The organism is Plantibacter sp. ME-Dv--P-095 (assembly GCF_030209365.1).
Classification (GTDB): domain Bacteria; phylum Actinomycetota; class Actinomycetes; order Actinomycetales; family Microbacteriaceae; genus Plantibacter.
Window position 1 is genome coordinate 82,839 of sequence record NZ_JARVSB010000010.1, and the last position, 15,154, is coordinate 97,992.

General features: G+C 67.7%; 11 protein-coding genes. 3 read left to right on the forward strand and 8 right to left on the reverse strand.

Annotated elements, in window-relative coordinates; translation table 11 throughout:
* The first annotated feature begins 12 nt into the window (after positions 1–12).
* Positions 13–1,251 carry an acetate/propionate family kinase gene (locus QRN26_RS15275; RefSeq protein ID WP_285037423.1) on the forward strand — a complete coding sequence of 413 codons (1,239 nt, stop codon included), beginning with the start codon at positions 13–15 and terminating at the stop codon, positions 1,249–1,251.
* A gap of 226 nt (positions 1,252–1,477) precedes the next feature.
* Positions 1,478–2,572 carry a hypothetical protein gene (locus tag QRN26_RS15280; protein ID WP_285037424.1) on the forward strand — a complete coding sequence of 365 codons (1,095 nt, stop codon included), beginning with the start codon at positions 1,478–1,480 and terminating at the stop codon, positions 2,570–2,572.
* Positions 2,573–2,981: 409 nt separating this feature from the next.
* On the opposite strand, the gene QRN26_RS15285 is transcribed toward QRN26_RS15280, so the two are convergent.
* Together QRN26_RS15285 and QRN26_RS15290 are read right to left on the reverse strand one after the other, a co-directional pair.
* Entirely contained in the window at positions 2,982–4,511 is a 1,530-nt protein-coding gene (locus QRN26_RS15285) for an LAVTG motif-containing sortase-dependent surface protein (protein WP_285037425.1), read from the reverse strand.
* Positions 4,512–4,732: 221 nt separating this feature from the next.
* On the reverse strand, positions 4,733–6,343 hold the full coding sequence (locus tag QRN26_RS15290; RefSeq protein WP_285037426.1) for an HNH endonuclease signature motif containing protein: 1,611 nt from the start codon (positions 6,341–6,343) through the stop codon (positions 4,733–4,735).
* Positions 6,344–6,508: 165 nt separating this feature from the next.
* Here QRN26_RS15290 and QRN26_RS15295 point away from each other — a divergent pair, with 165 nt between their 5' ends.
* Positions 6,509–6,859 carry a hypothetical protein gene (locus QRN26_RS15295; RefSeq protein WP_285037427.1) on the forward strand — a complete coding sequence of 117 codons (351 nt, stop codon included), beginning with the start codon at positions 6,509–6,511 and terminating at the stop codon, positions 6,857–6,859.
* 80 nt (positions 6,860–6,939) lie between these two features.
* Here QRN26_RS15295 and QRN26_RS15300 read toward each other — a convergent pair whose 3' ends face one another.
* The 6 genes from QRN26_RS15300 to QRN26_RS15325 all read right to left on the reverse strand — a co-directional run bounded on the left by QRN26_RS15300 (position 6,940) and on the right by QRN26_RS15325 (position 15,126).
* On the reverse strand, positions 6,940–9,090 hold the full coding sequence (locus QRN26_RS15300; RefSeq protein ID WP_285037428.1) for an acyltransferase family protein: 2,151 nt from the start codon (positions 9,088–9,090) through the stop codon (positions 6,940–6,942).
* 66 nt (positions 9,091–9,156) lie between these two features.
* Complete coding sequence (locus tag QRN26_RS15305; protein ID WP_285037498.1) at positions 9,157–10,938, reverse strand: alkaline phosphatase family protein; 1,782 nt, start codon at positions 10,936–10,938, stop codon at positions 9,157–9,159.
* Positions 10,939–11,071: 133 nt separating this feature from the next.
* Complete coding sequence (locus tag QRN26_RS15310) at positions 11,072–11,968, reverse strand: glycosyltransferase family 2 protein (RefSeq protein WP_285037429.1); 897 nt, start codon at positions 11,966–11,968, stop codon at positions 11,072–11,074.
* An 8-nt stretch (positions 11,969–11,976) separates the two neighbouring features.
* Positions 11,977–12,822: a polysaccharide pyruvyl transferase family protein gene (locus QRN26_RS15315; protein WP_285037430.1), complete on the reverse strand. Its 846-nt coding sequence runs from the start codon at positions 12,820–12,822 to the stop codon at positions 11,977–11,979.
* Positions 12,816–13,790, reverse strand: a complete 975-nt coding sequence (locus QRN26_RS15320) for a glycosyltransferase (RefSeq protein ID WP_285037431.1) — start codon at positions 13,788–13,790, stop codon at positions 12,816–12,818. The genes QRN26_RS15315 and QRN26_RS15320 overlap by 7 nt, the downstream gene beginning before the upstream one ends.
* Before the next feature lie 94 nt (positions 13,791–13,884).
* Positions 13,885–15,126 carry an O-antigen polymerase gene (locus tag QRN26_RS15325; protein WP_285037432.1) on the reverse strand — a complete coding sequence of 414 codons (1,242 nt, stop codon included), beginning with the start codon at positions 15,124–15,126 and terminating at the stop codon, positions 13,885–13,887.
* Positions 15,127–15,154: the final 28 nt, after the last annotated feature.

A 15,154-nucleotide genomic window follows, 5' to 3' on the forward strand; every position in this document is an offset into this window, starting at 1 on the left:
GTCCACACGCACATGCCCACCGTCCTCGTCGTGAACTCCGGTTCCTCGTCGTTCAAGTACCAGCTCATCGATGTCGAGACGGAGCGGACGCTCGCCAGCGGGCTCGTCGAACGCATCGGCGACGCGACGGGCGCGGCCGAGCACCGCGCGATGACGTATGAGGACACGAGCTCGGGCGAGACGGGCGACGACGCGACGCCCATCGAGGAGCGGTGGATCATCGAGCGGGCGATCCCCGACCACACGGCCGGGTTCCGCGTCATGCTCGACGCCTTCGCCGAGCACGGTCCGTCGCTCCAGGAGCACGCGCCGATCGCCGTCGGGCACCGGGTGGTGCACGGCGGGAAGCGCTTCTTCGAGCCGACCGTCGTCACGGATCTCGTGAAGATCAACATCGAGGACATCTCGGAACTCGCCCCGTTGCACAACCCCGCGAACCTGCAGGGCATCACGGCCGCGCAGGCGGCGTTCCCGGACGTGCCGCACGTGGCCGTGTTCGACACCGCGTTCCACCAGACGATCCCGGCGGCGGCGTACACCTACGCGATCGACGCGGAGCTCGCGGCGAAGCACCGGGTGCGTCGGTACGGGTTCCACGGCACCTCGCACAAGTTCGTGTCGGAGGCGGCGGCCGCCTACCTCGACCGCCCGCTCGGTGAGTTGAAGCAGATCGTCTTCCACCTCGGCAACGGGGCGTCGGTGTGCGCCGTCGACGGCGGCCGTTCGGTCGACACGTCGATGGGCATGACCCCGCTCGAAGGCCTCGTGATGGGCACGCGCTCGGGCGACATCGACCCGGCGGTGCTCTTCCACCTGCATCGGAAGGCGGGGCTCGGGTTCGACGAGCTCGACACGCTGCTCAACCGTCGCAGCGGCTTGCTCGGCCTGTCGGGCACGGGCGACATGCGCGACGTGACGGATGCGGCATCGAACGGTGACGAGGCGGCGCAGCTCGCGCTCGACGTGACCGTCCACCGCCTGCGGCACTACCTGGGTGCGTACCTCGCGGTGCTCGGTGGCCTCGACATCGTCGTGTTCACGGCCGGCGTCGGCGAGAACGCGCCGCAGATCCGTGCCGGTGCGGTGCAGGGGCTCGAGGGGCTCGGCATCGTCCTCAACGAGGAGCGCAACGCGGAGCGTGTGCGTGGCATCCGGGTCATCTCGACGGACGACTCGCCGGTGACGGTGCTGGTCGTTCCGACGAACGAGGAACTCGAGATCGCCCGCCAGACGGTCGCCGCCCTGGCCTAGCGCCCCTCGGTCCCTGAGCCTGTCGAAGGGCGCTGCTGTCCTGGACGCGACTATTGGTCCCTGAGCCTGTCGAAGGGTTCGACGTCCGGGTTCCCGCACCCTCCTCGACACCCCGCGCAAAAATCAGTGGTTCCCCTAATTCAGTTTTACTGTGAGTTCCCTTAGTCTCAGAGAACCAACAGGTGCATCGCGCCTATCGGACCCCTAAACGAAGGTTCTCCTCTCAGTGAAAATCACGACGTCACGCCGCATTGCGGCTCTCGCCACCGGCTTCGCAGTTGTCGCCGGATCCACCCTCCTCGTCGCGGGCTCTGCCTCTGCGTTCGACTACCAGGTGACCCCGGACGAGCTCCAGGGCAGCATCGACCCCGCTACCGCCACCGGCTGGTACGAGGCCCTCCCGGCCGACCAGGTTGGCGCGCCTGCCGAGATCACCGACGCTGGGCTCGTGCTCACCGGCGACTCGCAGATCATGTACGCGTACGACGCTCCGGAGCCCGCCACGATCTCGTTCCAGACGCTCTTGACGTCCGCGAACTTCGTCTCGTCGCTCAATGCTGCGTACTTCCAGGTTCAGGTCCGTGTCATTCCGGGTGACGTGGACTCGACCACGACCGTGAGCGCTTCGCTCGCGGGCCCGGCGAACATCCCCGGACCGCCGTGGCAGGCGAGCACGGATGACCTGCCGGGCATCCCCGCGAACACGCCCGTTTCGATCGAAGAGATCAGCGCCGCGATCGGCAACGACTACGAGATCCTCGGGTTCGGTGTGAAGGCCACTGCTGGCAGCGACGACGTCGTCCAGTCGATCACCTACCTCAACGACACGTACTCCTTCGTGGCTCCCGTCGCTGCAGTCCCGAGCGTCCAGGTCACCCCGGATACGATCTTCTTCTCGGACGTGCGTCCCGGTGGCGCCGGCTTCGGTGTCACGGCTGCTGGCTTCACGCCTGGCGACACCCTGTCGATCGCTGTGACGGACCCGAACGGTGAGATCTTCGGTTCGGCCGACGGTGCCAACACGGTCATCGCCGACGAGAACGGTGGCTTCGTCGCCGAGGGTCTGACCCTCGAGGGTGAAGGCATCCAGGTCGGTACCTACACCTTCTCGGTGACGGACACGGCTGGTCGGGTTGCTGCCGACTCGATCGCGGTCATCGCTGACCCGGTCGCTGCTGGTGCTCCGGTCGTTCCGACGCTGGCTGACACCGGTTCGGACTCCGGCGTCCTCGTCGGTGGCGCTGCTGCGCTGCTGCTCCTGGGTGCTGCCGGCATGCTCGTCGCTGCTGCTCGCCGTAAGGGCGCGCAGGTCACGGCCTAGTCACCGCTGATTCACTGCGAAGCCCCGTCCTCGACTCCGGTCGACGGCGGGGCTTCGTGCTGCCCCGGTCCTTCCTCGGTCCCTGAGCCTGTCGAAGGGTTGCACGATCATCCCGGTCCCGGGGCATGCCGAAGGGGCGGGCGTCTGGGCGAGGTGTGGCGGGCGGAGTGCAGCTCCGTTGCTGCCTTCCGCCCTGCCGCATCGACCGCGATCGGAGTGGATCGGGTGATGCAACCGGCCGTTCGCGCATTCGGGTGACGAAAACGACCGGAACAGATGCTTCGGAGCAATCGGCAGACCGGATTGGAAGATCACGCAATGCGTCGACGGGCCGTCGGTCGGCATGGTGAGACCCGCCGGTCGCATGATGCTCCCGGCGGGTCTCAGAGCGGCGGTAGCGCCTCCTCGGTCAGGCCGTGCGGCGCCGGAACAGGATGGTCACGGCTCCACCGATGAGGAGGAGCACAGCGGCGAGTCCGGCGAAGGTTGCCGTCTCGACACCGGTGTTCGCGAGGGAACCGTTCCCACCGACGGTGGACCCCACGGGAGTGACCGTGGCACCACCGCCAGCCGGCGGGGTGACCGGTGCCGCGATCGCGACCGCGAAGTCGGTCGGCGCGGAGAACGGCGAGGTGCTCTCCGGGACCACACCGCTGGCGCTGGCGGCCCGTGTGGCCGAGGCCGAGACGCTGTACGCGCCGTCGGCGAGTTCGACCGCGAGGGAGAACGTGCCGTCGGCCTGGACCGTCGTGGTCAGCGTGGCCGGAACCGCAACCGCAGCGGCGGACACGTCGGACTCGTCCAGAGCGGCCGTCTCGGCTGCTGTGGCGTCATCAGTGGCGGGGGTGATCACGATGGTGATGGTCTCGCCCACGTCGCCGGTGCCGCTGATGGTGGTCGTGGGCGTGGTCACGACCGCGTCGGCGGCGGGCGCGACGATCGTCGGCGTGTTGGCGAGGCAGTCCAGCGTGACCGTCTTCGCGTCGAGGACGACCGGTTGGCCGGCGGCGTCCTCGGTGACGACCTGCACGACGGTCTCGAGGTCCTCGGTCAGCGACCAGGATCGGACCCTGGTGTCGCCCTCGGCGACGGTGCCGCTCTCCACGACGGTGTCGCCGTCGAGGAAGGCGTACGGTGCGTCGGAGGTGCCGAGCGAGTTGTCGAAGGTGTACTCGACGCCGGGGATGGTGGGCACGAGGATGCCGCCCGTCGGGATCTCGCACGATGCGTCGCTGACGGCGCCGGTCGGTGCCGGGCCAGGTTCGCAGTCGAGGTCGAAGGTGGAGCTGGCGAGGACGACCGGGTCGCCGGCCGCGTCGACGGACCGGATCGCAGAGGTGCCGCTCTCGTTCGGGGTGAGGGATGCGGCGTAGCTCCGCGTCTCGCCGGCGGCGAGGGTGCCGCTTTCGACGACGGTGTCGTTCTTCACGAACTCGTAGTCGGCAGGCCCGACGCCGGCGGAGTTGTCGAAGGTCCAGAGGAACCCGGGGGAGGGCGGGATGATGCCGCCGGAGGGGAGCAGACAGCTGGCTTCGCCGATGGTCGCGACCGCTGCAGGGCTGGCGTTGGGCGTGCAGTTCGCGGTCTGGACGGCGCCGGCGATGACGCCCCCGGTGACGTCGATGACCTGGAGTGGTGTCGACGCGTCCTCGAGGACGGGGATGACGTAGTCGTCGCTCTCGCCGGGTGCGAGCGTGACGTTGTCGAAGAGGACGGTGCCGTAGTCCTGGACGATCTTGTAGGTGAGGTCGGTGGCGTCGTCGGCTGCGTTGCTGACGGTGATGCTCACGGTCGCGGCTGCGGGGACGGTGCAGTCGGGTGCGGCGATGGTTGCGGATGATGGGAGGGCTTGGGCGGGGATGCCGGTGAGGACGACACCCGCGGCGCTGAGGGCGATGACGCCCAGTGCTGCGAGTGATCGTGAGAGCGGTGACGTCATTGTGCGAGTGCTCCTTCGTTGGATGCGCAAAGCTGCGTGATTCGAGTTCGGAGCCGGGACACAGGTGGATTGGATGGAATCTGCAGGAATGTCGCGGTCCGTGTCCAGGAGGAATGCGCAGGAGGCCGCTCGCATGTCGGATGGTGATCGTCGGGCGATCGGAGGGCACCGGAGCGGGATCTGTGCGCTGACCGCATGTGCAACATCGGGGGTCGCCGATGTCAGGCGACCCGCAGCCGCGGCTTACCGCCCCGCCGCGGAATGCGGTGGGGATCGACGTGGGCAGGCGGGATGAACCAGGGCACGTGATCGCGCACGGTGACCTCCCATCCGTCGTTGTGGATGCGATGGTGATGGAATCCGCAGAGCAGGATGCCGTTGCTGAGGTCGGTCGGTCCGCCGCGGGACCACCACTGCAGATGATGCGCTTCGGTGTACGACGGTGGGTGGGTGCAGCCGGTCCAGGCGCAGCCGCCGTCGCGTTCGGCCAGCGCGACCTTCTGTGCCTTGCTGAACAGCCGTGTGCCGACGCCGAGGTCGAGGACCTGGGACGGCCCGCCAAGCACCATGGGGATGATGCGGCCGTCCGCGGCCATGCGGCGGGCGGTTCCGGCGGTGATGGGCTCGGAGACCCCGTCGATGAAGGCTTTGCCATCGGACCAGGGGCTGTCGTCGACGAGGTCTTCGTCGTCCATGCGGATGATGAGGGAGACCGGCGCGAGTTCCGTGACCGCGGTCTCGCAGCCCGCTGCGTGGCGGAACACCTCCACGAGGGCTTCGACGCGTCGTTCGTCCATGGTGCGGGTGTCGGGCATCTCCGTGGCGGGGACGTAGGCGTCGTCGAACGGGTCCGCCGACGGCTGCACTGCACTCGGGTCTTCCGCTCCGGCGTCGTTCGCGGTCTGGTCGACGAACCGGACCTGCCGGAGCTGTTTGCCGACGACGGCGTCCATGGTGGCGCGGACCCACCCGGCAGCCTCGGGAGCGAGGAACGCGCGAAGCTCCGTCATGCCGTCCGGCAGCTCCCGCAGGGTGCAGCGTTGCTGCCGGCGGAGGGCGATCTCGCGGGGCACCGGGCCGTCCTGATCGAGGCTCGTGCGGACGAGCCTGGCGAGGCTGTTGACCTCGGCGAGCGGTGCGCCGTCGCAGTGCTCGATGCCTGCGCACACGGCGCGGTGCACCCGGTCGGCGTCGACAGCTGAGCTGACGAGCCGCAGTTCGCGGAGAAGCGCGCCTGCGCCGTCGATACTCAGGGCAGAGCGGACAAGACGCGGGTGGTCTGTCGGGTCGACGCCGTCGTGGTCGACCGTGCACGTCGGGGTGTCGGTCGCGGACAGCTGTTCGCAGGCGTTGGCACCGGATACGGCCGGCCGGGGCTCGATGGCGGCGGCGATCTCGGGGCGGTCGCATTCGATCACGTCGCCGGTGAGGGCACGCTTCGGGGTGATGGCCTGGGCGACCGAGGTGATCGTGGCGGCGCGTCCGCGAGGGATGCGCCAGCGCTCCGAGAGCATGACCGCTGGCGACGCGTACCCGTGGCTGCGGGCCAGTGGATCGTGACCGACGATGCCGGCCCGGGAACGCTCGGCGACTGATCCAATCACCCGCGCTGCCAGCACCTCCACCACGTGCTGCACTGCACCGAGTTGGTCGAGGACGCGGACCACGCCGGCGTCGTTCATGCCGGCGAGTTGCTCGATGGCGTCGTCGCCTGGGCGGATCGGGTCGAGCGCCCCGGACCAGGTGCGGAGGAGGTCCGACATCGTCTCGCTCAGCGCACCCATCGGGTCGGCCGAGACCGGGCCGAGGGGGACGCGTGGGCTGCTGGACATGGATTCATCCAAACATGAGCCACTGACATTCGAGTTTTGCCAGAATTGGCGTCTGACCTGGTGCTTTTAAGCAACACGTGTCGCCTCCGTGCCGTGGAGCGAGGCCGATCGGGCGCATTCCGCCGACGCCGAGGGGAGCACGGGTCGCTCGCCTACACTCGAGGGGTGCGCCCATTGACCGCTCGCGAGCGAGACCTGCTCCTCGCCCTGATCGCTCGCGGCTCGGCGGTCGGATCCGACGCGTCCATCGCCCAGTCGGACCGGGAGCGGTGGGCGGGGCAGGTCGCCAGAGTGCACGGCACCTGTGGGTGCGGGAGTTGCCCCTCGATCGAACTGGCGCCGAGCGACGAGGCCGACAGTGCGGGCCCGAGCCGCAGGACGGTGCTCGAGGCGAGCACCGACGACGCGTTCCTGCTGCTGTTCATCGACGACGATCGCCCGACGTACCTGGAGCTGGCCCCCTTCGGAGACGACCCGATCACCGAGTTCCCGCTGGTGGCCGACGTCGCCTTTTGAAAAGCCTCGGCAGGCCCGCCCGGTTGACGGACGTGCTCACCACCCACGCCCGCGGGATACGCAGGCCCGGGCTCGAGTACCTACGGCGTGGCTGGGACCGCATCCCAACGGAACGCCTCGCGCAGAACCGGCCCGAGGGCGCCGCTGAATTGGGCCGTCAGGTGGAAGTAGTCGAACCGGACCGGGGTGGTGCCGACGAACAACGGGCATGTGCCGTCGTCATCGCAGACCCAGGCGCTCGAATCCACGAACCTGACTCCGGCATCCGACGGCAGACTCTCGACCGCCTGTCGTTCCGCAGTCGCCTTCATCCGCCACGAGTCGGAGATGGTCACCGTGCACGCTTGTGGGCTTGCGACGGCCGTGATGCATTCGATCGGATCCGCGCCGGCGGGGGTGTTCGTCAGAAAGGTGACGGCCGGGGCGAGTCGGTCCAGGGTGCGAGCCGTCGACAGCGTGGCCGCTTCCCACTCCCGGCCGGCATCGTCCCCGCTGGCGCCGCTGGCGAGACGGTTCATGGCCGATCCGCTGCTCGACACGATGATCTCGTCGGGCTGGAGTTCCGCGGCGTAGTCGAGCATCTGCTGATTCGCGGCCGCGCATGCCGTCGTCCACGACGCCGAACCGCCGTCGTCGAGCAGGGCGTCGATCAGGGGGCATGAGGCGTATCCGAGACCGACGACTCTGGTGTCCGCGTCGGCTGCGGCCTGGATCCCCGGTAGCCAGCTGACGGCGATGGAGTCGCCGAGCACGAGGACGACCCGGTCGGCGTCGGCGGGTCCGCTGGTGCAGACGGACGGCTTGCCTCTGGCCTGCACCTCGTTCCGACAGCCCGACTGCTCGTCCATCTGTGGAGCGGCGAGGCCTGTACCGATGTCGCCGAGGGCCGGGCTGAGCGTGGGCCACTCCGTCGCGGAAGCTGCCGTGTGCACATCAGCGGCCAGCTCCGCTGCCGAGTTCCACGCGTCATGGGAGACCGCACCGGTCTGGTCGAGGTGCAGCGCGGCGCGCAGTCTGGGGCCGTCGGCCACCACAGCAGGCCCCTTGACCTGGGCAGCGGACAGGCCGACCACGACCAGGGCGACCACCGCTGCGCCGACCAGCTGCCGTCGGCGACGGACCGGGGCACCTAGGCGGTGCCGCAGCCAGCTCGACGCCATGACCGGTCGTTCGACGAGGTGGTAGGAGAGGGCGGACAGCACGAACATCGCGACCAGCGAGACCACGACTGCGGCGACGGGTGCGGTGGGAAGCAGGGCCTCGGTGAAGATGATGACCGGGAAGTGCCACAGGTAGAGAGAGTAGGAGATGCGTCCGATGTACCGGGTCGGCCGATTGGTGAGTGCGATGATCCCCGGGGTGCCCGTGCCGCCGATGATGATCAGGATCGTGGCCAGGACCGGGACGAGTGCCCACGGTCCTGGGAACGGTGTGCTGGTGGTGATCAGGAGTGCGCCGGCCACCAGGGCGATGAGCCCGAACCACGACAGGACCGTCCCGAGTCGTGGCGTCATCGAACGGAGGAATGGCAGAGCGATCGCCAGCAGGGCGCCAGCGCTCAGTTCCCACACCCTGCCGAAGGTGTCGAAATAGGCTTCCGTCGGGTTCTGCGCGGTGCTCCACACGGACCACGCCAGCGACAGGACCGTCACCGCCGCGATGACGGCGAGGATCATGGGGGTGCGTCGAGTCGTCAGCCAACGGGCGGCGAGCGCGAGGAGCAGGAGCATCAGCGCGGGCCAGACGACGTAGAACTGCTCTTCGACCGACAGCGACCAGTAGTGCTGCACGGGCGAGACCGGGCCGTCCGCTTGCAGGTAGTCCGTACCGGTGCGGATGAAGTGCCAGTTCGCAGTGAAGGTCAGTGCCGAGAAGGCGTCGACGAGAATCTGATCCGCGCGGGCGCGCTGCAACAGCAGGTATGAGGCGACGACGGTGACGACGAGTACCGTGACCGCGGCCGGGAGGATCCGCTTGACCCGGCGGGCGTAGAACGCCGAGAAGGAGATCCATCCGGATGACGCGTGTTCTCGAAGCAGAATGCCCGTGATGAGGAAGCCGGACAGCACGTAGAACACGTCGACGCCGATGAATCCGCCGGTGGGCCAACGGAAGAGGTGGTCGAGGACGACGAGGATGACGGCGAAGGCGCGGAGGCCTTCGATGTCCGCTCGGAAACCCTTGCGAGGCGTCTTGGTGTCGACGCGTTCATTCCCCAGTGCAGATGGCACCGAACCCCCGTGGTGTCGTCCGTTGGTCGAGTGTAGCGGCCGGGGGAGTCGTTCGCCGGAGCGGCTTCAGTCCCGCGTGCCGAACAACCCGTCCCCGTGCTTCATCAGGACTGCGTAGGCGTCGGCATAGTTGTCGGGGAGTGGAGCGCCGGGCTCGTACTTCGCGAGGAGGATGCCGATGAGGCCGAGCGCTGGAGGCGTCAGCGGACGTTGGCGGTCCTTCTCCCGATCGGCGCGCGCGTTCGCCTCGGGGTTCGGCGGCACATAGGCGGGCGTCACCGTCGGCCACAGGACGGGCTGCCGCGGCGTCGTGAGGTTCACGGCGTTGAAGATGCTCGTGGCGGTCCGGTCGCGTTCGGTCAGCGGGTCGAGGCCGTGCAGCTCGGCGAGCGTCTTCATGAGAGAGCCGTGGTGCATCTCGTCGTTGATGACGCTGCCAGCCTTCGTGTACGCCGAGACGACGATGGTGGGCACGCGGAGGCCCAATCGGTCGAAGCCGAACCCCATCTCGCCGGCCTCGGGCTCGCCGGACGGCGGCATCGCCTTCGGTGGGGCGACGTGGTCGTAGATACCGCCGTGTTCATCGAAGGTGACGAGCAAAACCGTGTTCATCGCGTTCGAACCGGTGGTCGACGCCCCGTCTTTGACCGCGGTGTAGACCTCGCCGAGCAGTTGCTCGCCGGCACGCATGTCGGAGTAGGCGGAGTCGAGTTCCGGATCGACGTCGTCCCGACCAGGGTTGTCGGGCCGCACGACCGGCGGGTGCATGTCGTTGTGGTCGAACACCATGCGCGGCTCGACGAACGCGTAGTCGGGCAGGTCGCCGTTCGCCGCGTCCTCGTGGAACTGCTCCATGCTGCGGAAGTTGCTCTTCCAGTACTGCTCGATCGATGGGGCACTGAGCAGGCCGGTGAGCGAGACGACCTGCTGCGCGTCGTAGTAGACCCGCCACGTCTTCCCGGCCTCCTCGAGCCGGTTGAACACGGTCGGTACGGCGGGGGCGCTCAACCACTTGCCGATGCCGTCGCCCTCGATGTTCGTGACGTAGCCGTGGGACGTGCTCGCGTGGAAGAAGGAACGGTTGCAGAACGTCTGCGACGGGACCGCCGCGTACCAGTGGTCGTACACGCCGAAGTGCTTCGCGAGGGTGGAGAGCACCGGCAACATCTCGGGGGAGAAGCCGCCCATCACCACCGCATACTCCTCGGGCGTGGGTTTGCGGCCGCGGGCGAGCGTCGAGTTGACGATGTAGTCCTTCACGAAGCCGTCGTTCTTGGGGGAGGAGGTGTCGGCCGGGAGGTTCCACGGTGGCTGCAGCGGGTTGCGGAGGTCGCCGTTGCTCTCGGGATCGAGCGTGCCGAACAGCTGGGTGTTGACGTGCGGGTAGAACTCGCCCGGGTCCGGGTCGGGCTGCGCCATGATCTGATCCGTCGGCCCGTTGTAGACGTGGGCCGGGACCGCTTCACCCGCCTCGCCGGGATTGCTGTAGTCGCCCTGCGCGAGGCCGTCGAAGGTCTGTCCGGCCGGCTCACCACCCGCGGGGTAGAGCCACCCGAGCATGTGGTCGAAGGAGCGGTTCTCGAACATCACGACCACCACATGGTCGAACCCCGGTTCGCTGCGCTTCGGGAGCGGGGTGAAGCCGTAATCCTCCTGCGGGTCGGCGGCCGTAGCGGCTGCGATGCCCCCGGCGACCGCACCGCCCGCCGCGAGGCCGGCGACGCCGAAGCCCGCCGCGCGGAAGAAGTCACGGCGGGACGCGGGGCGTTTGCGGCTCGACGTGACGGCTTCGTCGCCGGTTGCATCCCCTGCTGCGTCCGCGGTGCCTCGCTCGCCACCCTGTTCCATCACGTCGACCTCCCCGTTGGCGAACGGCTACGCCCGATGAACGTGACGATCGCGTTCTGGACAGCGTAGACGCGGACCGCTCACCAGGGGCAGCGGAGCAGGAGGTATGTCCCGATCGACGACGAAGCCGGCGTCACGCCCGCTGGTACTCGTGCACTCGCGCGCCGAAGAACGAGGACATCGCACCGACGCCGTTGAGGAACCGGTTGAACGAACGGGCGTGGAGCCCGCGGACGCGGACGAGGTCGACGAGGCCGAACGCGAGCCCACTAGCCGCGAGGTACCCACCCTGCGCGAATGTCAGTGCAGCTCCGCGCTTCGTCACACCGATCCGTGCCAGGACCACGCCGTTCCGGAACGCCCGGCGGGACACCCATCGGAACGTCATCCGGTCGAGCGGTACCGGTTCGAACACCTCTGCCTGTTGGCAGTACTCGATGCCCACGCCCTCGCGGATCAGGTCGGCGAACAAGCGTGCGTCGCTGCCCCCGGTGGACGAGAATGATCGATCGAAGCGCGGCGCCCCTGCCCGCTGCCAATCCGCCCACTTGAGCAAGGTGTTGTTGGTCGCGGCGGCGGTCAGGCGCTCGCCGTCCCGATGTCCCGCACGTTGCATGAACCCGCCGCGAGTGATCCAGCGAGGGGTGTTCTCGGGGAAGATCGAGATGACCGGGCCGGTCACCACGCCTGCTGTCGATCGCTGGGCAGCATCGGCCAGTTCGGTGTACCACCCGGCTCCGACGAACTCGTCGTCGTCGACGAAGATGATCGCGTCGTACGAACCATCAGCGTCCAGGAACACGTCGAGTGAGCGGTTCCGCGCCTCGGCGATACCGGGCTGAGACTCGAGGACGTACCGAACCGATGGGAAGGACTCCACCGTGGCCTCGGCCGAACCCGCCGGGTCGTTGTCGACGACCAGGATGTCCATCGTGTGTTCCGAGGCGTTGGCCGGGTCCAGCAGCGATTCGAGGAGGGTCCTGAGATCATCGGGTCTGCGGAAGCTGGCGATGGCGACAAGGGAGTGCATGAGCGGTCCTAGCGTTTCGTCGGGCCGGAGAGCGTGATGCCAGACCACAGGTCGGATGGGAAGGCGTCGATGAGTGGCTGTGCGTCCCACTCGATGGGGTCTGGGGTCTGTGCCAGCGCACCCTGCAGATCGCGGGCGATCGGGAACGAGTTCCGTCCCGTTCCGCCGTAGTAGTCCTCATACTTGAACATCGACTCGGCGGTGGGGGCGATGAGCGTCGCCGGGATGCCGAGACTCTCCGCGACGACCAGACCGTGCAACGAGGAGCCGACGACCCGCTCGCTCCGAGCGATGCGCTCGAGAATGGACACGAGGTCACCCGTGGGGTCGATGGTTTCCGGGTGCGCGGCCCATGCCGGGTGGTCGTGCAGGTTCGGCACGATCGTCAACGAGTGCTGCTTCTGCTCGGAGATGGAAGGCAGATGGTCGAACACGCGTGGGACCAGAAGGCCTGGATCGCCGAACACGCGTGTCGGCTGCAGGCCGCGGGCCTCGAGGAAATCGAACGTCTTCGGTCCTCGGACGGCTCTGATGTCGAGCCGATCGAAGGTGTGCTTGGACTCCGGCATCTTGCCGTTGACGCCGCTGCCCCAGATCGTGTCGCCGGCGTGCGCGAAGTGCAGGATGGAGCCGACCGCCACCAGACGATGGGGTGTCGCAGAAACGGTGGCCAGCGCGGTCGGATCCGCGACCGACTGTTCCAGCAGCCGCTTCACGATGACCGGCCCGAGGAGATCGCCGAAGTTGTTCCGACGTCGCCCGAACGGGAGACGTGAACCGATTCTGCCCGAGAACCTCGGGACGAACGGGTTCCAGTGTTCGACTGCGACGCCGTAGACGTTCTCCGTCACCATGTGCTGACCTCCCGGTACACGTTCGCGTGGGATCGGGCGATCGACGTCCAGTCGCGAGACGTCATGTCGACATCGCCTTCGAGACCGTCCGCCGGGAGTTCGGCGACGGCAGCGGACAGTGCGTCACTCGTGAGCTCACCCTCGAAGAGCTTGACGAAGCTGCTGCCGAACTCGGTCCGCAGGTCGTGCGTGATCGGATTCGACGGGATCAGCACGGGGGTGTTGAGCGACAACGCGAGGAGCACAGCACCGCTGTTGTGCATGTTCTTGTACGGGAGGACGACCAGTCTGGCTCTGGCGATGGCTGCGGCCAGCTCCGTGTCGGGCACGTAGCGGAAGTCCGGCTCGATACGGGGATTCGCGTCGATCAGTTGTTGCAGGACTGCGGAGATGCCCGATGGGTCGGGTTTCCCGAGGATACGGAGGCGGTGGTCGGCGAGGTCATCGGCATGCGAGAACGCGGCGGCGAGCGTGTCGACGCCCTTGTACGAGCGGACGAGTCCGAAGTACAGGAGTTCCGGTCCGTGCTCCGGTGCGTGCTCCGGAACCAGATACCAGTCGCGGTAGTGACCGTGTGGAATGACGTACTGCCGCGACCCCACCGGCAGCGGCGTGTGTGCGTTCATCGTGATCCAGGCGGTCGTCGACCGGTCGAACGCCTTCAGGATGAGTCGTTCGCCGGGCCAACCCGACTCGTGCGGGGCGAGATTGTGCGCGGTCCGCACGATGCGCGTGCGGCTGAAGCGCAGTTTGGCGAGCAGGAGCACGCTGAGCAGCAGGGACGTCGCACGCCGCAGCCGGCTCGGCCCGCGCGTGACCGCCTCCGGCCAATGGATGTGGAACACGTCGTACCGTGTCGTCAGTGCCCGAGGCCAGGAGAAGAACTCGACGGTCACGGACGGGTCCGCTCGCAGAGCATCGACCAACATGGTGACGAACGGGTTGATCTTGGTGGCGGACTCACGCACTGACAGCATCACTGTCGTGGCCCGCGGGGCCGTCGTTCCGGAGGGATTCGGCACGTCTCGGGCTGCAGCGGCGTCGGCCGGACGCCCCTTCCTGCTATCGCGCAAGTTGGTACGAGCCCTTCGTCACGATGCGCGCATCGACGCGGGGCGAGCTGCCGATCAGACCGAACAGGGTCGCGGCCAGCACCGCGATGAGGAGATACAGCACGAGACCCTGAGGGAAGAGGAAGATCCGCCACATCTCCGCCAGCCCGTACGCCACGACCGCGCCGGCGACGATGACCAGCGAGCGGAAGCGGGATGCGTAGCCCGCGAGGGCACTGGCGAGGAACACGGTCGCGAGGACATAGAACAACCCCCACCATCCGTAGTCGGCGTACGTGTCTGCAAACGCAGAGTTCGTCGTCAGGTTCGGAGCGACCTGCACGAAGCTGTCGAAGGATCCGAACGAGCCGAAGCGCTCCGGACGCAGGAACGTCGGCACGACGATTGCCGCTGCGGACACGACGTCGACGGATTTGGTGAAACCGCCGTTCGCGATCCCGTCCGCGACGCCGAGCGACGCTTGGAACGGTGCCCCCAGGTAGGCGGCCACCTGGTAGAAGTTCATGGACACCGGGTCCGTGATCCCGAGATTCTCGTAGAACCCGGCGTTGCGGTAGTAGTTGAATGCGACGAGCGCACCGAAGATCGCGGCGCCGGCGAGCGCGAGCGGTACTGCCTTGAACTTGATGTCACGTCGCAGCGTGATCACGATGAAGATCAAGACGACGACGGCCATGATGAAGGACAGCCGACTCGAGAACAGTGCACTCATGACGAGGAGGAGGACGTTCCAGATGGCCAGACTCGCCCTCCCGTGCCTGAACCGCCACACGTAGAGGGCGACCGGCGCAGCGATGGCGGCGGTGTATCGCAAGGTCGCGATGCCCGCGGATCCCCCGATGGATTCCTTCAACTGGTTCCCCTGCGTGGCGGAAAGCGCGTCGAAGATGTTGGTCTGCTGCTGGACCAGGTAGACGGAGTAGAGGACTCCAATGGTGGCGAAGACGGTGAGCGTCAACGAGAAGCGCCGGTCGAACCGCTCGGTGCTGGCGGCTTCGACGAGTCGCTCGCTCGGTCCGGCCATGACACCGAGGCGGAACCCGATCCACACCAGGGTGGCGGCGACCAGGTAGAAGCAGCAGAGGAGCACCCAGCCCTCGAACGATCCCTCGGCTCGCTGATCGAATCCCCGAAGCTGGTTGGAGGTGCCGGGTACCGACCACACCAGAGCGCTCACGAAGACCGGGGCGAGCAGATAGAAGAGCGGGTTCGTGAGCAACCGTTTGATCACGCCGTTCTCCTTCCCGTCCCCGCCGGCA